Consider the following 20,486-nt stretch of genomic DNA (forward strand, 5'->3'; position numbering starts at 1 on the left):
ACATTATTAAATAAAAATCAAACACTTAAGCTTAAAGAAAATAATCCTTGGATTTCTTGTACAGCAAATGGAGGGTTTGGCCTACTATGATCCAAAAACAAAAAGAGCTGCACATTGGCAGCTCTTTAAAGATGTTATGGTTTCTGAGTGTGGCTAAAAACGCCCTTTGTAATCAAACTCGTATTGACCTTGAGCGTTTGGATTGCCCAGCCATTTAAGTTGATCGCTCATGCCTGATGGGAACTCTGCCCCCGGCTTAAACCACGCTTTGGTGGAGTAACGTTGATTTGGCATTAGCTCAGCAGAAAACGCCGCTGAGACTTGCTTGCTCTTTTGCTCACCCGATGCCGATAGCACGCTGTCTTTACAGTTTAAATCAGCAATGACAGGACCAAGTTCAAGACTACCAAGTGGGCTTTGAATGCCACTCGCACTCCAAACTAACGTACCTTCTGCTGTCTTACACCAAGGCGCTGCGTAAGTCGCATGACGGATGTTCAACTCAAGTTGACCTTCAACACCAACCGGTACAGGAAGACGTGCTTGCTCCACCACTTTTGCCGCAGGAATCGACGCGACTAAGTTTTCCGCGTATGGGCCGCCAGTTAAGCTGTAGCCAACCAAGCCACGACCACGTACGTCCATATCGCTCCCGCGACCGAAACGGACGGCGAATTCCGCTTTACCGGTAAACAGACTGGAAAGTTGGAAATCCCAGTTCACTTCACCGAAGTTCTGACGCTGCCAACGTACGCTTGATGCACGACCTTGCCAAACTGTGCCTTGCGCACCTTGAATGTCGAGACCTCTCACGCTTGGCACTTGTTGTAGCACCCAAGAAATTGGCAAACCAGCAATCAAACTGGTTGAGAAAAAGGCAATAAAAATCACCACATAAAGAACGGCTTTCTTCACCTTAACCTCGCTTAAATTGCAGGCGGTTTACGTCAATCATACCCGCTTGGTCGGTACGATCGATGTCTAGGAATTCCACCTCAATCCCTTGTTGTTCTTTTAGATAACGCAGCCAATCGACCATTTGGTTAAATGCCAAAGGTTTAATCCATACTTGAACACTGTCATTACGTGGTTGTACACGGATCAACTCCACCTTGTAACGACGAGCGGATGAAGACACCACTTGGTTCAATGGCTGATTAGAAAAGCTTACACCACCACTTTTACGCAATGCGCTGATATCATCGGCTTTATCTTGTACCCACGTCAGCAGTTGTTTTTCACTTTGGATTCGGGATTGAGCTAGCTCAGCACGTTGATTCATTGGTTGTAATACTCCCCAATAGATCATCCCGATAATGGCAATAATGCCACCACCCATCACCAAACGCTGCTCACGTTGTGAGATGCTGCTCCACCAAGTCTGAGCTTGTGCGATTAAATTCTTCATCATCACCTCACTGACGCTTCAACACAAAACTGCCCATCACAACATTGCCGTTGCGGTTCAGTTGGCCTTGTTCAACGTTAAACTTCTCCGCCAATTTGACTCGAGCTTGCTCGAATGGCTGGAAGTCAGAACTGCTCGCTTGAATGCGAACCTCACCACGTTGACCGTCGTATTTGAAACTGGTGATTTGTAGGTCATTAACCTGTCCCAATGTTGCTGGCAAAGCCGCGATCCAAGACAACATCGCCACATCACTTGATCCACCAGACAGACGACGTTCTTCGTCTGTCATTTGGCGCTTCAAGTAACTAACTGTTGGGATGCGTCGTTTGTCTGGGAAGATTTGACGGAAGATACGCTCACTCTCTTCACGATAAGCTTGAGCTTGCGCTTCGTATTTATGCACCATTAACAGCTGCTGACCAACCAAAACAACCAGCAACACACCAGCGGCTATTGCGGCTTTCTGCCAAACCTTAACGTACTTGCCCCAAGACGATTTCGGCTTAAACGCGCCAGAAAGTAGGTTAACCTTGCTTTCTGTTGTGCCCTTTGCCAACAACGCCATGGTCATTTCTTCAGGCTTTGATACCCAAATGTCTGGCACGCTTGATTCAGGCAGCGAACTGTAACAGTCCAGCTTCCAACCTTCGTGGCTTTGTAAGTAGGCAGATAAGTAAAGGTCTAGCCATGAAGCATCAACCGCTGCACCTTGAGTTTGAGAGTGGCGAATCAACCATTGCTCACCCAACAGTGCTGCAGAGCTCGCTTCTGCGTCCACAGGCATAGCTAATACGTCAGGTAGCATGCGCTTTATTACAAGACCTTGGCTGGCAAAACGCTGCAAAATGGTTTGAATCCAAGCTCGCTCCACGGCACACACTTGTGCGCTTTCTGCTTGCTTATCTAAAACGGTGAAATGCAGGTTGTCCACGTCTTGCGCGACTTCATCTTCCACCAAGTAAGGCAGCATACTGTCAAACTGACGTGCAGCACCCGGTGGGATATCCACTTCTGTTAACACAACATCATGGCTTGCTAATAGCGCGATAATTTGTCGCTGATCGGCATACGCGACCAGTTCATCCAGATGTTCCCACCCGGCAATCTCACCACTGGCAATCACTTCTTGCTGTTGTGTCGACCACACCAACCATGGAATGGTACTTTGTTGTTCGCTACTCAGCCGAACGGTCAGAAACTCGCTCACTGATTCCTCCAAAACGACGGCGAACGACAGTCACCGTTTCTCTATCTGTACTTTGCAAAAGGCTTCGGATACGTACACGGGATTCATCCACCAGCACTTGTGCATCCAATTCAAAAAAGGAGCTATCGACTCCTAAGTAGCCTCGGGCATTTTTCTTTACATCATCGCTCAGGCCAGCTAATTCTGACTCTGACAAAAATTCATCGACGCTTTCCCAGCCATCGAAAGGACGCTTTTCTATCAGCTGAACAGCATCGCTACTGCTCAACCCTGGGGTAAACATGGCAACCAAAATAGGCGCTTGCTCGACTTCTATGGTGTTGACGTTTAAGCGCCAATCGTCGCTCGGAAGCGCACAAATCATCGGAGCAATTTTTTGGTAGATGTCCCCACTAACTTGGTACACCGCGCGCAGTTCACTGGCATCCGCCATCCAACCGTTGGGTGGCAAATACTGCGGCTTCATCGCTTCGTAAGTACTATCTTCCACACCCGCGGTTGAACGCACGGTACTGTCACTATCAACGTATTCCCACGTCGAATCGGCGATCACTTCAGCTTGGTAAGGTTCCACGTCCATTTCTTCCATCAAACGTTGGAAAACTTGCACTAAGTATGGACGCGTCGTTTGTTCACCCGTTGGCTGTACGCTCGCTAGGACGTTCATATTGAAGCAGGCTTGCTTATCAACAATGCGACCTAAAGCCTGCCCGTAATCAAGCGGATAAACTTGTTCTTTAATTGCCCAAGGCTGGCTTAAGTTGATGGTATCGTCGTCTTCATAGCTCTGTTCGATACCAATCTCAGCCAACGCTTCCACTCCCAAGCTATACCAATAAGCTTGTTGGTAGTTAATCTGGTTCGAACCGCGCTGGAACTGCAAAAACAACCGCTCTGACATACTCGCGGCTACTGTTGTCATAATCGCAAGCAGCATCAGGACAATTAGGAGCGCAACACCGCGCTGACGATTAGCCATCATTGTTGCCCCCTGATGAGTCATTGCCCGAAGAATCATCTTCTCCACCCGGATTGAGCTTGCCATCCGGCGTCAGGTAAGTGCGAGTAATCTCACCATAATCTTTCAGCTTCAATATCACTGAAACGGCTTTTGGCAGTTCACGGCCGTTTTCCCACGTTTTCTTCCACGATTTTCCATCGTAAAAGCGCATATCAAACTCTTCGACCTGTGTTAGCAGCGGTGTAATCACACCTTCTTGCCCTGTTGGAGTGTCAGGGTATCGCCACCATACACGCTGTAAGACTTCATCTTTGATGCGATAGCCAACCTTAGTCACTTCACCGCGTGGAAATTGCTGCTGTGGGTTATGCCAACCCAAACGCGCAAACATCACGCCTTTCGCATCAGAATCGAGCAAGTAATCTGACCAAAACAGTAATTGGCTTGAAGGCTCTTCACCGTTAGTACGCATTTGACGCATTGCCATTTGACGGAAATCGTTATCCATCATGACCATCGCGCGCTGTAGCTCATTGAGACGTTGAGTTCGCTCTTGAGACAACACATTACTGCGCTGCACTTGCGATACCACTTGGTAAGCGGCGACACTCATGCTGGCAAAAATCGCAATCGATACCAGCACTTCAATCAACGTAAAACCTCGATTGGACTTTGAGTTGCGAGCTTTATATCGCTTGTTATTCAGCAACATAACTTCTCACCGTGACAACTGGGCTCGCTTTTTTATCTGTCGCGACACTGACATCAAATGCTTTCAGCAATGGCTGCGCAGTGGCTACCGGTGTGACTTTCCAATACCAAGTGCGCCCTGCTAATTCTTCTGTACCGTTTTTCGCTTTAAGCTTTTCGGTCGAGAGCATCACATTGGCCATTTGGTTATCCACAACCATGGCTGCAAACATTTTTTCTTCTAAATAACTGACAGTATTGATGTGCTGACTCACTGAGCGAATCACACTGATCGCTGCCGTTGCGAAGATCGCTAGGGCGACCAGCACTTCAAGTAATGTCATACCTCGTGTGTTGCGGTGCGACGAGCCAATACGGCTTGGCTTAGAATATCGAATTGTCATCGTCTTCCGCTTCTTCCCCAGGCGCTAACAATTTGATTTCGCCTGTTTCTTTACCAATGATTCGCCAACCATCGTTGAATGCATCTCCTTCTTCAGGAAAGAAAGATAGAGAGAATGGTGTAATCTCAGCACTTGAGAAAATGAACACTTGAGGTGGTTTCACTTTCTTCTTCTCTTTGTCCTCTTCCTCAGCAAACATGTCTTCATCAAACAGAGAGCCAGGCTCGAACAATCGATCGTCTTTATCCCAAGCACCACCGCCTAAATCCAATTGCAATGAAATATCCCCTTCGAGTTTTGTCTCACTTGGGATTTGCTTTAACTCAAGTGGCTGCCAACCATCTTGGGTCAAGCTCAACAAGGTGTAGGTGGATTTAACATCATCAACGCGCAGACCAAAGTCTTTGCCACTTAACACGGCTTCTTCATTAAGCAGTTGTAAGCGTTGAAAAAAACTGTGCGCATATTGTTTAGAAAGGTCTTTCTGACTAGTAGGCAAGGTAGCGATCACCGCCACGGCGGTAAGAGATAACAAAACCAGCACCAATAGAATTTCTATCAATGTAAAACCGAGATGTTTTTGCATTTGCTTCATTAGTGCTGGTTTCAGCTAGCGCTTATTGGAAATCTTGCATGTTCCAGTTGCCGATATCTGCAGCTGGACCTTCACCGCCCTCTTGGCCATCAGCGCCCAGAGTAAAGATATCAATCGTGCCATTATCGCCAGGGCTCAGATATTGGTACTCGTTGCCCCATGGATCAGATGGAAGACGCTTGATGTAACCACCGTCACGGTAGTTGCGCGGCTCTGGGTTAGAAGGTTTGTTCACCAATGCGTCTAGACCTTGGTCAGTCGTTGGGTAAACGCTGTTATCCAACTTGTACATGTCCAACGCGTTTTCCAATGCCACGATGTCTGTGATCGCTTTCTGTTGGTCTGCTTTTTCTTTGTTGCCTAGCAAGTTAGGAACAACAACACTCGCCAAAATACCTAGGATAACCACAACAACCATCACTTCTAGAAGTGTAAAGCCTTGTTGCTTACTGCGTTTAAATTTCATTATTTTCTCCGAAAGTTAGATTCAAGCCATGCCTTCAATAGACACGTCTTAACTCGAATTCTATCCGCTCATTAAGTTATTCATTTCCAACATTGGCATCAATGTCGCCATTACGATGAAAAGTACCAAGCCCGCCATCAGGGCAATCAATACTGGAGTAAAAATGCCAAGTGCAATGTTGACCGTCGATTCAAAGTTTTGGTCTTGGTTGTCCGCCGCTCGCGTCAACATGCTTTCAAGCTCACCACTTTGCTCACCACTGGAAATCATGTGCAGCATCATTGGTGGGAACAAGCGAGTTTGATCAAGGGCTTTGCGCAGACTTGCACCTTCTCGTACGTTGTCTGCCGCAACTAAGACCTGTTGTTTTACATAACGGTTCGACATAACGTCGACCGCGACTCGCATCCCTTCAAGAATAGGAATTGCACTTGAGGTACAAATCGACAAGGTGCGAGCAAATCGTGAGGTATTCAGACCGCGAGAAATCTTACCAATCAACGGCAGGCTGAGAATTTTTTGGTCCCAAGCCAAGCGAAAATTTGGTTTCTGTAATGCGAGTTTAAGGCCATAGAAGAGCACCACCACCACGACAAAGATGATAAGCCCCCATTCTTGGACAAACTCACTGGCAGACAACAAGAATTGCGTCGATTGAGGCAACTCTTGTCCCATTTGAATAATCGGTTCAATGATTTTAGGTACGACAGAAGACAGCAACAGAGAAACGATACCAACGGCAAACACCACCAATACCACAGGGTAAATCATGGCTTGCAGCAACTTAGAACGCATCTTTTGGCGGTTTTCTACATAATCAGCCAAGCGTTCTAGCACTGTATCCAAGTGACCCGATTTTTCACCCGCTGCCACCATCGAAAGGTAAAGCTCATCGAAAACATGTGGGTAGTCACCCAAACTGTCGGCCAGAGGGTAACCCTCGGTGACTTTTGAGCGCACCGCGGCAATCATCGAACGAATACGTGGCTTTTCAGCTTGCTCTGAAACGGCCTTCAAACATTCTTCCAGTGGCATCCCCGATTGAACCAAGGTCGAAAGCTGACGCGTAATCAACGCCAGTTCTGCGGTTTTGATGCCTCGTTTGAACCCAACTGACCCGCCTGAAGACTTAGCGGCTTTCGCTTTGGCTTCCATCACCTCGACAGGAATCATACCCTGCTCTTTTAGGCGTTGGCGCACCTGACGAGCGTTATCCCCCTCGATGGTGCCTTTCTTCTGTTTGCCTTTCGCGTCCAGCGCTTTGTATTCAAATGCTGCCATTACGCTTCCTTGGTCACTCGCATGACTTCTTCAAGAGAAGTGATACCACGACTGACTTTACTCAGGCCGTCGCTACGAATACTTGGCGTATGCTGACGAACTGTTTTCTCAATCTCTTGCTCACCCGCTTCGCTGTGGATCAGCTCTTGGACTTTTTCATCCACCATCAAGAGTTCGTGAATACCAGTACGGCCACGGTACCCTTTGTGGTTACATACTTCACAGCCTTTCGCTCGATGCAAAATGAGCGATTCATGCTCTTCCAAACCAAACAGTTTCTTCTGCTCTTTGTCCGCTTCGTATGGTTCTTTACAGTCAGAACAAAGTGTACGAACAAGACGCTGTGCAAGCACGCCCAGTAATGAAGAAGAAATCAGGAATGGCTCAATACCCATGTCGCGCAGACGAGTAATCGCACCCACAGCCGTGTTGGTGTGCAGTGTCGACATAACCAAGTGACCAGTCAAAGAGGCTTGCACCGCAATCTGTGCTGTCTCTAAGTCACGGATCTCACCGACCATAACTACATCCGGGTCTTGACGAAGAATCGCACGCAGACCACGCGCAAAAGTCATATCAACTTTCGGGTTTACCTGCGTTTGGCCGATGCCATCAATATCGAATTCGATAGGGTCTTCAACCGTTAGAATGTTGCGTTCGTTGCTGTTGATCTCCTGCAAGCCCGCGTACAAGGTCGTCGACTTACCCGAACCTGTCGGACCGGTCACCAAAATGATGCCGTGAGGACGACCAATCAGGTGACGGAAGTTGTCATGCACTGAAGGCGTCATACCCAAACTATGCAAATCAAGACGAGTGGCGTTCTTATCCAATAGACGCATTACCACGCGCTCACCATGCGACGAAGGCATGGTAGATACACGAACGTCTACCGCACGACCACCGATACGCAGAGAAATACGACCATCTTGAGGTACGCGTTTTTCAGCAATGTCGAGTTTCGCCATAACCTTCACACGAGAAACCAGCAAAGGCGCTAGTTTGCGGCTTGGGGTTAGAACTTCACGCAATACACCATCAACACGGAAACGAATCGAAAGGGTTTTCTCGAACGTCTCGATATGGATATCCGACGCCCCTTCTTTGATCGCTTCACCCAACATGGCGTTGATCAATTTGATGATTGGCGCATCATCTTCAGATTCCAGCAAGTCCTCATCATGAGGTAGCTCTTCTGCTAAGGAGAAGAAGTCATCGCTGTCTGCGCCAATGTCTTCCATCAACTGACGAGCTTCAGAAGAGTCACGTTGATACGCTTCCGTGAGCTTTTTATCGAATGCTTCTTTGTCCATCACTTGAGGAATAAAGTTTTGTTTCAGTACTCGGCGTACTTCAACCAGAGCCGCAGGGTTAAGCGGCTCTACGTAATACAGAATTGGAGGGCGCTCAGGGTGCTCCGTCTCCAAAACCAGTTTAAAGCGATTGGCAAAACTGAATGGCAGACGGCGCATACTTGGCGCTGTGTCTAACATATCAACCATTATTCTTTACCATCTGATCAATGAACGCTTGGATTTCAGCAGGATGCTTACGATCTTGGCCAAACTCAGGAATCACTGGGATATTTGAGTCATCCATCAACTTCAAGCCTTCTTGTGCTTTGTAAAGCTGCTCCGCACGAATGAAGTTGTATTTACGCTGAGTAATACCATCTGCCGTCATACCATCGCGGATGATGGTTGGCTTGATGAATACCATCAGGTTACGCTTCTCAGTTTGCGTGCTGGTTGACTTGAACAATTGACCAATCACAGGGATATCACCCAATAGTGGCACTTTTGATTCACTTTCTAGTGCACGCTCATCAACCAAGCCACCAAGAACCAGCATTTGACCATCTTGGATCATCACAGAGGTGTTTAGCTGACGCTTAGCAAAACGTACGTCAACCGCACCATTTGCACCTAGAACGTTAGACACTTCTTGTTCGATATTCAGCTGAACTGAGTCGCCTTCGTTGATTTGAGGCACGACTTTCAGTTTGATACCGACTTCTTTACGGTCAACCGTTTGGAATGGGTTGTCATTGTTCGAGCCTGCAGTCGAGCCTGTAATTACCGGTACTTCTTCACCAACGATGAACGACGCTTCACCGTTATCCATCACTGTAATGCTTGGAGAAGACAGAATGTTTGAATTTGAATCCGATGATACAGCAGTAATCAATGCTGTCCAGTCACCCATCATGATGCTCATTGCTGCGCCGTTAACACCACCAAGTGCTGCCGCTAGAGTCGAATAGTCACCTTCCTCGGTATAGCGACGAGTTTCGAAACCACCAGTTCCATCCTCACCGCCGTTTGCATTCCAGTAACTCTCTTCTTTAGTTGTATCTTTTGCTTCTTCAAGACCAACCATTACGTTACCAATTTGCGCACCAGTGTTGCCGTATTGGATTACCGCACCTGTTTCTAGGTTACCCCATTGAACACCAAGGTTGATGCCGTCACCTTCTGACATTTCAACGATAAGTGCTTCAATCAGAACCTGTGCACGACGGATATCCAGTTGAGAAATCACATCTTGCAGCGCCATCATGATATCTGGCGGAGCAGTCAAAACTAGCGAGTTAGTCGCTTCGTGAGCTGCGATCACCACTTCTCCACGTTGCGCATTTGATGCGCCTTTTTGACCCGCTTGCTTTTCCGCTTGTAGGTTGTCAGATACACCTTTTAGTACATCAACTAGGTCTTCTGCTTTCGCATACTTCAGGTAAACCACGCGGTTATTACCTTTGGTTGCCATTTCTACGTCAAGTTGGCGAATCAAACGTTTCAAGCGCGCGCGAACTTTAGGGTCGCCAGAAATCAGGATTGAGTTGGTACGCTCATCCGCAACGATTTTTGGCTCAAGGAATTCAGGCGTGCTCTTTTGATTGGTCGTTTTGTTCAGAGCGTCAACAATACGCACCATTTCAGACGCAGAAGCATTTCTCAGCTCTACGACTTCAATTTCTTTATCACCCGCTTGGTCAACACGTTTGATGATTTCAGCCAAACGATTTACGACCGCAGCACGGCCGGTGATCAAGATGATGTTGGCTGGATCGTAGTGCACCACGTTACCCGCACCTGCGTTATCAATCAGTTGGCGCAGTAGTGGAGAAAGTTCACGAACCGATACGTTACGCACCGCAACTACACGTGTAATCACGCTGTCGCCTTTTGCACTGTCATCACCCAAAACAGGAATTGCAGAAGTTTTTGAATCTTTCGATTTGATGACTTTTAGTACACCGTTATCCATTTCAACAACAGCGTAACCGTAAACCTCTAGTACGTTTAAAAAGAAGCTGTAGTATTGCTCTTCGTTTAAAACGTCATAGCTGCGCACGTCGATCTTGCCGCGTACAGACGGGTCAACAATGATGGTCTTCTCTAAGTTACGACCTACAATGTTGATGAATTCTTGAATGTCAGTGCCTTTGAAACTTGCACTAAACTCGTTCGCCATCGCACCCGGAGCGCAGAGTAGTGTCCCTGCAAGTAACCAAGCACTTTTGCTAAACCAATGTTTCACGTATGTCTCCCTGAACTTACGCAGCTTGCCTAAGTATTACAATTGGATATAGATGTCGTACTGCTGGCCATCGCGCTCAACAGTCAAATTCAGTTCTTGCGGATCGTTCATCACTTGCATCAGTTCTACTGAAGATGAAGGATCACTTAAATCGATCCCGTTTAATTGCACCGCAATATCACCAGGTTTTAGACCGACATCATTAAACAACGCCGCATCACGACCTGGTGAGACGCGATAGCCGATGATTCCTCCGTCTTTCTTAACCGGAGAAATGTTGATGTACTTGAATACGCTTTGCGGATCTTTAGCAATTTCCGCACGAATTTGGTCGACCTTTTCACTCACTGCGGATGAGTTATCCGCTTTCGCTGCTTTTGGTCGAGTTGCCGGACGACTCTCAGACAACTTGCTGTACTCGATGCCTTCCAACATAAGGGTTTCATCACGACCTTGGTTATCAATGATCACTCGATCAACCAAAACCGCTTTTAATTCTGCACGCGTGCCGTCAATTTCTTCACCGATGCCGTAAGTTGCCTGCTTACCTCGGTTTGCAATCACCGCTAAGCTCGTTTTTGCGTTGCTGCTCGCAACAGCACCAACAAGTGTTAGGTTTAGGCGGGTTTTAGGCGCATCTTGCACGACAGGTTGTTCTACTACGACCGGCTTTTGCTCGGTGTACTTTCCGAACAAGTTGGCATTTTGGAGGGCATTGAAATCAATCGCGTCTTTTTTATTAGTTGACGCAACAGCGTTTGCTGATGGCTTCCATTGAGTCACACCAGAGGTTTGAGGCATTGCTAACCACACCACTTTACCAAGTATCCAACCTGTCATTGCTATAAATAGACAAGTTAAGAGCAAACTTAGTTTCGCTTGAATGACGTGATTGTTGGACTTAATCTGAGCCAGTAGCGGGCTGCTTGATAATCCTGCACTTAGCTCTAAACGCTTCACTGAATTGATTCCTTTATTCTTACGTCCGTCGACTTTCACTATGAATGAAAGCGTGTCGACTCTATCTTGCTAAAATTGCAATAAAATTACTACTCAACAAAGAGCAGTGAACTATATCACAAGTTCCTTTTCATACCTTTTTCTTATGCAGTTTTTGCCAACTCCCTTGAAAAAAAACAGCCTTGGCTCCATCTGTAGGTGAATAATCCACCAGTCACTGCATCATTCTTGCAGTGATTAGATAGTGTAGAGTCGTATGAGTTCCACAAATGAAGCCGTAAGGCTAGATAAATGGCTATGGGCTGCCAGATTTTATAAAACCCGTTCCATCGCACGCAATATGGTCGATGGCGGTAAAGTCCACTATAATGGGCAACGAAGCAAACCAAGCAAAACCGTTGAGTTGGGCGCTGAGATTCGTCTTCGTCAAGGTAATGAAGAGAAGACGGTGATCATCGAGAAAATCTCTGATCGTCGAATGGGCGCACCAATCGCTCAAACGCTCTATCGCGAAACTGACGAAAGCGTCAGCCAACGCGAAGAGTTCGCGAAACAGCGTAAACTCAACGCCCACAACCCTAGTCCGGAACGCCGCCCAGACAAAAAGCAGCGCCGCGACATCATTAAGTTCAAACACCAATAAAAGCCGGAATTACCGACGAGGAAAGCACTCCATGGCAAATAATGTTTTAAACCGCTACCTATTTGAAGATCTTTCTGTACGTGGCGAGTTGGTTCAATTGGATGAAGCATACCAACGTATTATCTCCAGCAAGGAATATCCGGCAGCACTGCAAAAACTGTTGGGTGAGCTACTCGTTTCAACCACACTTTTAACTGCAACTTTGAAGTTCGAAGGCTCAATCACTATCCAACTACAAGGTGATGGCCCTGTATCTTTGGCAGTCATCAATGGCGACCACGATCAGAAGATCCGTGGCGTAGCTCGTTGGGAAGGCGACATTGCTGATGACGCAACGCTGCACGAAATGATGGGCAAAGGTTACCTAGTGATCACCATCGAGCCGAAAAAAGGCGAACGCTACCAAGGCGTGGTTGGCCTAGAAGGTGAAACACTGGCTGACGTTATCGAAGGCTACTTCGCAAACTCAGAGCAGCTAAAAACGCGTTTGTGGATCCGCACTGGCGAGCACGAAGGCAAAAAGCATGCGGCAGGTATGATGATTCAGGTAATGCCAGACGGTACAGGTACTCCTGAAGACTTTGAACACCTAGAGCAACTAACAGCAACGGTTAAGAACGAAGAGCTGTTCACGCTACCAGCAAACGAACTGCTTTACCGTCTATACAACCAAGACTCTGTTCGCCTATACGAGCCACAACCTGTGGAGTTCCACTGTGGTTGTTCTCGCGAGCGCAGTGGCGCGGCGATCATCACAGTTGATAAATCTGAAATTTATGACATTTTGGCGGAAGAAGGTACAATTTCTTTACATTGTGATTACTGCGGCACGTCATACACGTTCGACGAACCTGAAATTACCGAACTGTATACGCAAGCAACTTCCGGCAATAAAACCGTGCATTAATTTTCATAGCTTAACAAGCATGTAATTTTCCTATCAAAAGGCCAGCATCACGCTGGCCTTTTTGTGATCAACCCCTCGTATACCTTAGCCTCCAACGTAATAAAGCAACCGCTTAATTTTAAATAATTAATAATTCTTTTGCCCTAGCGCAAAGGTTTGCGGCCACGATAAACTATTCGCACCAATATGTGACGGGTTACCTAAAACCACACTGAAATCATGGATAATTTTTGAACTATATCCCTGTTTTCTCCCCGCCCCGTTGCTAGCATGGTGAGCAGATAAAAATTAAAACATTCTTACAAAATCCCTACAAAAATCCTTATAAGGAGCACCTATGACCGTTATGGAACATACAAAGGCTGCAACACTTGATCTAACCAAACACGGACTGCACAACGTTAAAGAGGTTGTTCGCAACCCAAGCTACGAAATGCTGTTTGAGGAAGAGACCCGTGCTGACCTAACAGGTTATGAACGTGGTGTGGTTACAGAACTCGGCGCGGTTGCCGTAGACACTGGTATCTTTACTGGTCGCTCACCAAAAGATAAGTACATTGTTAAAGATGCAACGACAGAAGAGCACATGTGGTGGACTTCTGACGCGGTGAAAAACGACAACAAACCAATCAACAAAGAAGTATGGGACGACCTAAAAGAGCTAGTGACCAACCAGCTTTCAGGCAAGCGTCTATTTGTGATTGACGGTTATTGTGGTGCAAACCCAGACACTCGTTTGAGCATTCGAGTGATCACTGAAGTAGCGTGGCAAGCGCACTTCGTGAAAAACATGTTCATCCGTCCAACAGAAGAAGAGTTGGCAACGTTTGAACCTGATTTTGTGGTAATGAACGGTGCGAAGTGCACCAACGAGAAGTGGGAAGAGCATGGTCTGAACTCTGAAAACTTCACTGTGTTCAACCTAACAGAGCGCACTCAGTTGATCGGTGGTACTTGGTACGGCGGCGAAATGAAGAAAGGCATGTTCGCAATGATGAACTACTTCCTTCCGCTAAAAGACATCGCATCAATGCACTGTAGTGCAAACATGGGTGAAGAAGGCGATGTTGCGATCTTCTTCGGTCTATCTGGCACAGGTAAAACGACCCTATCAACTGATCCTAAACGTGCACTGATTGGTGATGACGAGCACGGTTGGGATGACGACGGCGTGTTCAACTTCGAAGGCGGCTGTTACGCGAAAACCATCAAGCTATCGAAAGAAGCTGAGCCTGATATCTACAACGCTATCCGCCGTGATGCGCTGTTAGAGAACGTAACGGTTCGTAGCGATGGTTCTATCGACTTTGATGACGGTTCTAAGACTGAGAACACTCGTGTGTCTTACCCACTGCATCACATCGACAACATCGTTAAGCCAGTATCGAAAGGTGGTCACGCAAACAAAGTGATTTTCCTATCGGCTGATGCGTTCGGCGTACTTCCTCCGGTTTCTAAACTGACTCCTGAGCAAACTAAATACCACTTCTTGTCTGGCTTTACCGCTAAGCTAGCAGGTACTGAGCGTGGCATCACTGAACCAACGCCAACGTTCTCAGCGTGTTTTGGTGCAGCGTTCCTAACTCTACACCCAACTAAGTACGCAGAAGTACTAGTGAAACGCATGGAAGCAGCCGGTGCAGAAGCTTACCTAGTCAACACCGGCTGGAACGGCAGCGGCAAACGTATCTCTATCCAAGATACACGCGGCATCATTGATGCGATCCTTGATGGTTCGATTGAAGAAGCGAAAACTAAGCACATTCCAATCTTCAACCTAGAAGTGCCAACTTCACTACCAGGTGTGGATCCAAGCATCCTTGACCCACGTGATACCTATGTTGACCCACTACAATGGGAAAGCAAAGCAAAAGACTTGGCAGAGCGCTTCATCAACAACTTTGATAAGTACACTGACAACGCAGAAGGCAAATCACTAGTGGCAGCTGGCCCTCAGCTAGACTAAGCCACTCGTTAAGCCTTCGTGACTTAGCTACAAAAATAATCTTCAAGCCCCTCTTTTGAGGGGCTTTTTATTGAATCCAACCAGAGATTGATACAAGCTTAAGCCTATCTAAGTAAGTCGATACTCACTTACCCCAATTTACAGACAGGTTTTGGCAGGGATGAAAACAGCAGGTCGAATTCTACTTCTTATCGTCATACTGGCGATCGCGATTCCAGCCGTCTTTGTGGGCATGCTGACCACCTCTTATTCTCGTCAAACATGGAACCTGTTTTCTGATCTAGTCGACTTGCCATTGCAAGCAGAAAACGTTCAATACGAGTTTCCCTACCACCTAACCCTGAGTGGGATAGCGACCAAACAAGACCAATTACCCTTCATCGAGCAAGTCGATCTATGGCTAAACCCTGATGTTCGCCGCGATGGAATATGGATTGTCGATAGCCTGTTGATTGATGGACTGAGCCTGCAGCAAGGTATGCCAACAATGCCAGAGCTCAACAATGTTTATTTCCATCAAATCGCCTTGAAGAACATCGATTACGCCGATGATGCATTCAGCATTAATGGTTTGAACGTCCAAATCCAAGACCCTACTTGGTCGAGTGACACGCAGCAAATGCCTTATGGTGAGGTTCAGCTCTCTGCCGAACAATTGTATTGGAATGGTGAAGCTTTCAATAAACTGCTTGTCGATGTGGACTACAAAGCGCAAGACAGCACACTTTATGGCGCATCGTTTAAATGGCGTGGCAGTGAAGTCTCTGGTCAGGGTGAACAATACCCACAAGGTTGGTCGTTGATTAACGTGACCGTTGATAAGCTGAAAATCGACAATCTACAACTGCAATCCTTACTCGCCAAACCATGGCAAGCGTTGCCCGTTAATATCAACCATCTCAACAGCCTCGATTTGCTCAATGCGGATATCGAATACGGAGACTGGCATTGGCAAAACCTTGAGTTATCGGTAGAAAACGCTTCGCTCCCGCTGTCATTATGGAGCACAACGGCGCAGATTTCTCTGCAAGCTGACAGTGTCAGTTTCCAAGACCAAACCGCGGTTGAGCCTCGTTTAAACGCCCAACTCAAGCCAGGGGCTGTCAAATTGAAAGAACTGAGCTTGGATTGGCAGCAAGGTAGCGTTCAGGTATCTGGCGACTTCGAACCTGACCATTGGAAAATCAACAATGCGACCATCAGCGGCTTAAAATGGGCTATCCAACCAGATGACAAGACTGACTGGTGGCAAAAAGCCACAGAGAAGCTCCAGCAAGTCGATGTGAAGCAGTTAGAGATAGAACGCAGCCAAGTAATCCAGTTATCCAAACAACCTTACTGGCAGCTTTCTGGCTTGAATTTGGAAGGTGACCAGCTCGAAGTAAAACACAGCAATGGTCAGTGGGGCATTTGGAGCGGCAAGCTTGATGCCAGCGTCGTCAACGCGAGTTACGACCAAGTCATCACCTCACACGCAGCAATTACAACACAGAGTGAAAACGGCTTCTGGCAACTGACACGCTTATTTGCCCCGTTAGAGCAAGGCTATATCGAAGGCTTGGGTCAAATCGATCTCAGCACCACCAGCCAACCTTGGGCGCTTAACCTCAATGCGGATGGTATTCCACTGCAATTACTTCATCCATACTTACCAATGGCACTTGCGGTCAATGGCTTCTCAGACTTAAGTCTTGATTTAAAAGGCTTAGCAGGCGATCAAAACATGCTTGCTTACAGCTTGTCGGGAGAAGTGGAAGCTAACCTGCGCGATACCACCTTGAAGTCACAAGCAGATGATTCGCTCAAGGTAATCACCTTCAGCCCATTGCGCTTAGAGGCTCAGCGCGGCGAAGTGAAGCTAGAACCCGTGACCATTTCCGGCAAAGCTATCTCAGGTAAGCTATCTGGAGAGTTTGATATGGCGAACAACCCACTGAGCGGTGTGAACTATCAACTTAAAGAATCGTGTGGAATGATCAAAGGTGATGTACTGAGTGGCGAAGTGGAAACAAATGAGTGCCTAAATAAGCCAAAGCAGACAGAGCCGGTGGAGCCAGAACAGAGCGCTCCCGAAGCGACCGGCGTGACAAACATCGACGCAATCAACATCGAACAACCTGAAGAAGAGTTAAGTGAGGAAGTGGCAGAAGAAAAAGAGTCGACCACAGCTGCGCACTCTGAAGAGCAACTTATCACAGAACAAAAAGACTCAGACCTTGTAGAAAAATCATCGAAAGAAAGCGAGAACTCAGCTATCGATGAAACCAAGGCAGAACAAAGCGCATCTGAAAACCAAGATGCGCCACAAGAAATACCAAAGTCTGAGAATCTAACAGCTGAGTAACTTAGAGTAATTCGGTAGTAGCATGTACGTACCGACAAAATCCACCGCTGGCACATCTCCACTGTAAATCACTACGTGGATAACGATACGCGCTTTACGCCCTGAAGCGAGCCTATCCAAGTCACCACTAATGCCATCTAATGACGTGCTCGCGACTGGGTTCTCTTCAACAGGATGGCGATAACGAATCGAGCTATCCGCCAACACAATATCACCGTGCAAACCGCGTTCTTTCATCAGCAACCACGTCATGCCCCAACCAGTTAGCGTTGCTAAGGTAAACGCAGAACCTGCAAACATGGTGTTATGCGGGTTCAGGTTTGGGTTGAGCTGCGCGCTGCATTCAAACTGATAACCAGTGTACTGGTTGATTTTGATGCCCATTTTGTCTGCAATCGGGATCTGTGCCTCCCAACGCTGTTGCAGCTCGGTACACCAATCTGGGCGACGCAATACATCGGCCATTGGATCAAGCTGTTTGACCATTTGTTGGTGACGCACCGGGCCACGCTCGTCGGTCAGTTCGCCGCGACGCTCAAAGCCATTCTTTTCATAGAAAGCAATCGCGTCTTCACGGGCATTACATACCAGACGCTTCGCCCCTTCCTGACGAGCTAACGACTCAAGCGCCACCAGCACTAATGAGCCCATACCTTTGCTACGACGATTGTTCTTCACCGCCATGTAGCGGATCTGACCATCATTATCAGGAGTGATGTATAAACGACCAATCGCCATCGGACGACCACGACTGTCGGTAATCATGCGGTGATGGCTCATGCCATCGTACTCATCACGCTCGGAGCCTACTGGCATACGCCAAGGTTCGCGCAGCAACTGCCAACGAAATTGATAGTACTTGTTGAGCTGATTTTCTGTTTTTGGAGTTATGAGTTTGAACATATCAATCCTTTGAAAGTACAAATCAAATGAAAGCCTTAGAGGAAAATACCCAAGCAAATTCAATTTACTTGGGCTTAAAGCTTAGACCATGATGTTGTGGTTGCCAGATTAGACCTGTAGCCAAAAAGTCACTGGACCGTCATTAATTAATGACACTTTCATATCCGCTGCGAAGCGGCCGCGTTGTGTTGGCAGTTCTTGCTCACACAAGTCAGAAAAGTAGTCATACAGACGTTCTGCATCCGCAGGGGGCGCGCCACGAGAAAAGCCTGCGCGAGTGCCTTTTTTGGTATCCGCTGGTAACGTAAATTGAGACACCACCAAAACCTTACCGTTCACTTGTTTAACGTTAAGGTTCATTTTGCCTTCATCGTCTTCAAACACACGATAAGTGGTTACGCGCTCCATCAAACGTTTTGCTTTTGCTTCATCATCGTCCTTCTCTACGCCAAGTAGGACAAGTAGACCTTGGTCGATTTCACCGACAACTTCACCGTCTACACGGACGGCGGCTTCACTGACTCGTTGAATTAGCGCTATCACGACTCTCGCTTCCTTCATCTGTTAATTGCAATTCAGCGGTCGAGTGTATCATTTCTAGGTCGTCACTCCAGTGCTCTCTTTCGCCTAGAGCAGCAGTGACTTCCGCGCCAATCAATACGATCAGCCAACACAAATACACCCACACAAACAGGATCGGAATCGCAGCGAGCGCACCGTAAATCAGCTGATATGACGGGAATTGAGTAATGTAGAAGGCAAAACCTTTCTTACTCAGTTCAAACAGCACGGCAGCAATAGCAGCACCAACCGCGCCATGGGATAGATAAACCTTTTTATTTGGTACTAAGAAGTACAGGCCCATGAAAGCAAAGAAGGACAGCAGTAAAGGTAACCAACGTAAAAACAGGTTATATGCGCCCGATAAGGTTTCGTTTTCAATCAGCTTTAGCGATGTCACATAGGATGTTGCAGCAATACTCGCACCCACTAAGATAGGGCCAAGCGTCAACACCATCCAATACATAGAGAAAGAGAACACAGGACGACGTTTGTCTTTCACTCGCCAAATGTAGTTTAAGTTTTTGTCGATATTAGAAATCAGCATCAAAGCCGCGACAAACAAGAAAGCACCACCCACGGCGGTCATTTTGCCTGTGTTTGAGACGAACTCTTGTAGCGCAGTTCTTACTGCATCTCCAGAAGCTGGGACAAAGTTATCAATGATGTAACCTTGCAAGGTTTCACCCACATTCTCAAACACCGGAAACTTCGACAATATCGATAAAAGTACCGTCAACATTGGCACAATAGACAACAAAGTGATGTAAGCTAGATAGCCTGCATTAACGTTAACGCGATCGTGCGTCATACGCTTGAGCAAATATTTGAAAAACGCGACGCTCCCCGGCACGAGCTTGCTCAATCTCACCTTGTAACTCTCTGATAACTGGTTCATAGTTCATCCCATAAATTAGCGTCGAGGACATAAGAATGCCTTATTTATTAGCAATTGTACTATCAATTTTCACTTTGACAGGATGTCAGTCCGCATATTATTCAGCAATGGAACAAGTGGGTTACCACAAACGTGACATTATGGTTGATCGCGTAGAAGACGCCAAAGAATCGCAACAAGACGCACAAGAAGAGTTCACCAGCGCGCTAGAAGCCCTTTCTGCTCTAACCAACTTTGACGGCGGTGAACTAGAAAGCGTCTACAACAACATTAACGATAAATACGAAGACAGCGAAAAAGCGGCGCAAGATGTGCGCGACCGCATTGCTGCAATTGAAGATGTATCGGATGCTCTGTTTGAGGAATGGCAAGGCGAATTAGACCTGTACACCAGTGCGAAACTACGTCGCTCTAGCGAACAAAAACTGCGTGAGACGAAAGCATCTTACAAAACCATGCTTAGCGCGATGAAGCGTGCAGAAGACAAGATGACGCCAGTATTGAACACGCTGCGTGACAACACGCTTTATCTGAAGCATAACTTGAACGCAAGCGCGATTGGTTCATTGAAAGGCGAATTTTCTAGCCTAGAGAAAGACATTCAATACGCGATTAAGCAGATGAATGCTGCGATTGCTGAGTCAGATAAGTTCTTGCAACAGCTGAGTCAAAAGTAATTCGATAAAGCCTCCTCCTCGTGAGGAGGTTTTGCTATCTAGTGACCAAACTCAGTTCTTCGCTAGGTGAGC

At 47.0% G+C, this 20,486-nt stretch carries 20 protein-coding genes; 5 read left to right on the top strand and 15 right to left on the bottom strand.

The window, feature by feature from the left end:
- Positions 1 to 153: 153 nt before the first annotated feature.
- Genes A9237_RS07510 through gspC form a run of 12 tightly spaced genes read right to left on the bottom strand, consistent with a single transcriptional unit; the run spans position 154 to position 11,515 of the window.
- Positions 154 to 915 (bottom strand): type II secretion system protein N, encoded by a 762-nt coding sequence (locus tag A9237_RS07510; RefSeq protein ID WP_078607971.1) that lies wholly within the window; start codon positions 913 to 915, stop codon positions 154 to 156.
- A 1-nt stretch (position 916) separates the two neighbouring features.
- On the bottom strand, positions 917 to 1,408 hold the full coding sequence (locus A9237_RS07515; protein ID WP_009707965.1) for a type II secretion system protein M: 492 nt from the start codon (positions 1,406 to 1,408) through the stop codon (positions 917 to 919).
- Positions 1,409 to 1,415: 7 nt separating this feature from the next.
- Positions 1,416 to 2,618 (bottom strand): type II secretion system protein GspL, encoded by a 1,203-nt coding sequence (gspL, locus tag A9237_RS07520; protein ID WP_078607972.1) that lies wholly within the window; start codon positions 2,616 to 2,618, stop codon positions 1,416 to 1,418.
- Complete coding sequence (gspK, locus tag A9237_RS07525; RefSeq protein ID WP_038894010.1) at positions 2,587 to 3,597, bottom strand: type II secretion system minor pseudopilin GspK; 1,011 nt, start codon at positions 3,595 to 3,597, stop codon at positions 2,587 to 2,589. The genes gspL and gspK overlap by 32 nt, the downstream gene beginning before the upstream one ends.
- A complete protein-coding gene (gspJ, locus tag A9237_RS07530) occupies positions 3,590 to 4,291 on the bottom strand; it encodes a type II secretion system minor pseudopilin GspJ (protein WP_078607973.1) in 702 nt (233 codons plus the stop codon). Before gspJ ends, gspK begins: the two co-directional genes overlap by 8 nt.
- Positions 4,278 to 4,673, bottom strand: a complete 396-nt coding sequence (gene gspI, locus A9237_RS07535; RefSeq protein ID WP_020195437.1) for a type II secretion system minor pseudopilin GspI — start codon at positions 4,671 to 4,673, stop codon at positions 4,278 to 4,280. The genes gspJ and gspI overlap by 14 nt, the downstream gene beginning before the upstream one ends.
- Positions 4,654 to 5,268, bottom strand: coding sequence for a prepilin-type N-terminal cleavage/methylation domain-containing protein (locus A9237_RS07540; RefSeq protein WP_005434491.1), 615 nt, complete (start codon positions 5,266 to 5,268; stop codon positions 4,654 to 4,656). Before A9237_RS07540 ends, gspI begins: the two co-directional genes overlap by 20 nt.
- Before the next feature lie 22 nt (positions 5,269 to 5,290).
- Positions 5,291 to 5,734: a type II secretion system major pseudopilin GspG gene (gspG, locus tag A9237_RS07545; RefSeq protein ID WP_005434493.1), complete on the bottom strand. Its 444-nt coding sequence runs from the start codon at positions 5,732 to 5,734 to the stop codon at positions 5,291 to 5,293.
- Positions 5,735 to 5,794: 60 nt separating this feature from the next.
- Positions 5,795 to 7,015 (bottom strand): type II secretion system inner membrane protein GspF, encoded by a 1,221-nt coding sequence (gspF, locus tag A9237_RS07550; protein WP_005434495.1) that lies wholly within the window; start codon positions 7,013 to 7,015, stop codon positions 5,795 to 5,797.
- A complete protein-coding gene (gene gspE, locus A9237_RS07555; protein ID WP_005434497.1) occupies positions 7,015 to 8,517 on the bottom strand; it encodes a type II secretion system ATPase GspE in 1,503 nt (500 codons plus the stop codon). The genes gspF and gspE overlap by 1 nt, the downstream gene beginning before the upstream one ends.
- Entirely contained in the window at positions 8,510 to 10,555 is a 2,046-nt protein-coding gene (gspD, locus tag A9237_RS07560; RefSeq protein ID WP_041057236.1) for a type II secretion system secretin GspD, read from the bottom strand. The genes gspE and gspD overlap by 8 nt, the downstream gene beginning before the upstream one ends.
- A 36-nt stretch (positions 10,556 to 10,591) precedes the next feature.
- The gene (gene gspC, locus A9237_RS07565; protein WP_045482813.1) at positions 10,592 to 11,515 is read right to left on the bottom strand and encodes a type II secretion system protein GspC; all 924 of its coding nucleotides are present in this window, start codon (positions 11,513 to 11,515) and stop codon (positions 10,592 to 10,594) included.
- 256 nt (positions 11,516 to 11,771) lie between these two features.
- On the opposite strand from gspC, the gene hslR reads away from it, so the two are divergent.
- The 4 genes from hslR to A9237_RS07585 all read left to right on the top strand — a co-directional run bounded on the left by hslR (position 11,772) and on the right by A9237_RS07585 (position 17,375).
- The gene (gene hslR, locus A9237_RS07570; RefSeq protein WP_078607974.1) at positions 11,772 to 12,158 is read left to right on the top strand and encodes a ribosome-associated heat shock protein Hsp15; all 387 of its coding nucleotides are present in this window, start codon (positions 11,772 to 11,774) and stop codon (positions 12,156 to 12,158) included.
- 31 nt (positions 12,159 to 12,189) lie between these two features.
- Positions 12,190 to 13,065 carry an Hsp33 family molecular chaperone HslO gene (gene hslO, locus A9237_RS07575; protein WP_078607975.1) on the top strand — a complete coding sequence of 292 codons (876 nt, stop codon included), beginning with the start codon at positions 12,190 to 12,192 and terminating at the stop codon, positions 13,063 to 13,065.
- A gap of 337 nt (positions 13,066 to 13,402) precedes the next feature.
- Complete coding sequence (gene pckA, locus A9237_RS07580; protein ID WP_005434507.1) at positions 13,403 to 15,031, top strand: phosphoenolpyruvate carboxykinase (ATP); 1,629 nt, start codon at positions 13,403 to 13,405, stop codon at positions 15,029 to 15,031.
- 160 nt (positions 15,032 to 15,191) lie between these two features.
- A complete protein-coding gene (locus tag A9237_RS07585) occupies positions 15,192 to 17,375 on the top strand; it encodes an AsmA family protein (protein WP_078607976.1) in 2,184 nt (727 codons plus the stop codon).
- Here the strand turns inward: A9237_RS07585 and A9237_RS07590 are convergent.
- The 3 genes from A9237_RS07590 to A9237_RS07600 all read right to left on the bottom strand — a co-directional run bounded on the left by A9237_RS07590 (position 17,361) and on the right by A9237_RS07600 (position 19,737).
- The gene (locus tag A9237_RS07590) at positions 17,361 to 18,278 is read right to left on the bottom strand and encodes a bifunctional GNAT family N-acetyltransferase/hotdog fold thioesterase (protein WP_005448516.1); all 918 of its coding nucleotides are present in this window, start codon (positions 18,276 to 18,278) and stop codon (positions 17,361 to 17,363) included. The two genes, A9237_RS07585 and A9237_RS07590, sit on opposite strands and share 15 nt — an antisense overlap.
- Before the next feature lie 108 nt (positions 18,279 to 18,386).
- Entirely contained in the window at positions 18,387 to 18,821 is a 435-nt protein-coding gene (gene dtd / locus A9237_RS07595) for a D-aminoacyl-tRNA deacylase (RefSeq protein WP_078607977.1), read from the bottom strand.
- Positions 18,793 to 19,737 (bottom strand): virulence factor BrkB family protein, encoded by a 945-nt coding sequence (locus tag A9237_RS07600; protein WP_005434515.1) that lies wholly within the window; start codon positions 19,735 to 19,737, stop codon positions 18,793 to 18,795. Before A9237_RS07600 ends, dtd begins: the two co-directional genes overlap by 29 nt.
- Positions 19,738 to 19,772: 35 nt before the next feature.
- Between A9237_RS07600 and A9237_RS07605 the strand changes: the two genes are divergently transcribed.
- Positions 19,773 to 20,414, top strand: a complete 642-nt coding sequence (locus tag A9237_RS07605; protein ID WP_078607978.1) for a DUF2959 domain-containing protein — start codon at positions 19,773 to 19,775, stop codon at positions 20,412 to 20,414.
- The last annotated feature ends 72 nt before the right edge of the window (positions 20,415 to 20,486 follow it).

This window comes from Vibrio owensii (assembly GCF_002021755.1).
GTDB lineage: Bacteria > Pseudomonadota > Gammaproteobacteria > Enterobacterales > Vibrionaceae > Vibrio > Vibrio owensii.

What these genes read in the sequence shown, in the direction of transcription:
- A9237_RS07515 (WP_009707965.1), bottom strand. Translation starts at nt 1,408, where the DNA reads ATGAAGAATTTAATCGCACAAGCTCAGACTTGGTGGAGCAGCATCTCA.
- gspK (WP_038894010.1), bottom strand. Translation starts at nt 3,597, where the DNA reads ATGGCTAATCGTCAGCGCGGTGTTGCGCTCCTAATTGTCCTGATGCTG.
- gspJ (WP_078607973.1), bottom strand. Translation starts at nt 4,291, where the DNA reads ATGTTGCTGAATAACAAGCGATATAAAGCTCGCAACTCAAAGTCCAAT.
- gspI (WP_020195437.1), bottom strand. Translation starts at nt 4,673, where the DNA reads ATGACAATTCGATATTCTAAGCCAAGCCGTATTGGCTCGTCGCACCGC.
- A9237_RS07540 (WP_005434491.1), bottom strand. Translation starts at nt 5,268, where the DNA reads ATGAAGCAAATGCAAAAACATCTCGGTTTTACATTGATAGAAATTCTA.
- gspG (WP_005434493.1), bottom strand. Translation starts at nt 5,734, where the DNA reads ATGAAATTTAAACGCAGTAAGCAACAAGGCTTTACACTTCTAGAAGTG.
- gspF (WP_005434495.1), bottom strand. Translation starts at nt 7,015, where the DNA reads ATGGCAGCATTTGAATACAAAGCGCTGGACGCGAAAGGCAAACAGAAG.
- gspE (WP_005434497.1), bottom strand. Translation starts at nt 8,517, where the DNA reads ATGGTTGATATGTTAGACACAGCGCCAAGTATGCGCCGTCTGCCATTC.
- hslR (WP_078607974.1), top strand. Translation starts at nt 11,772, where the DNA reads ATGAGTTCCACAAATGAAGCCGTAAGGCTAGATAAATGGCTATGGGCT.
- hslO (WP_078607975.1), top strand. Translation starts at nt 12,190, where the DNA reads ATGGCAAATAATGTTTTAAACCGCTACCTATTTGAAGATCTTTCTGTA.
- pckA (WP_005434507.1), top strand. Translation starts at nt 13,403, where the DNA reads ATGACCGTTATGGAACATACAAAGGCTGCAACACTTGATCTAACCAAA.
- A9237_RS07585 (WP_078607976.1), top strand. Translation starts at nt 15,192, where the DNA reads ATGAAAACAGCAGGTCGAATTCTACTTCTTATCGTCATACTGGCGATC.
- A9237_RS07590 (WP_005448516.1), bottom strand. Translation starts at nt 18,278, where the DNA reads ATGTTCAAACTCATAACTCCAAAAACAGAAAATCAGCTCAACAAGTAC.
- A9237_RS07600 (WP_005434515.1), bottom strand. Translation starts at nt 19,737, where the DNA reads ATGAACCAGTTATCAGAGAGTTACAAGGTGAGATTGAGCAAGCTCGTG.
- A9237_RS07605 (WP_078607978.1), top strand. Translation starts at nt 19,773, where the DNA reads ATGCCTTATTTATTAGCAATTGTACTATCAATTTTCACTTTGACAGGA.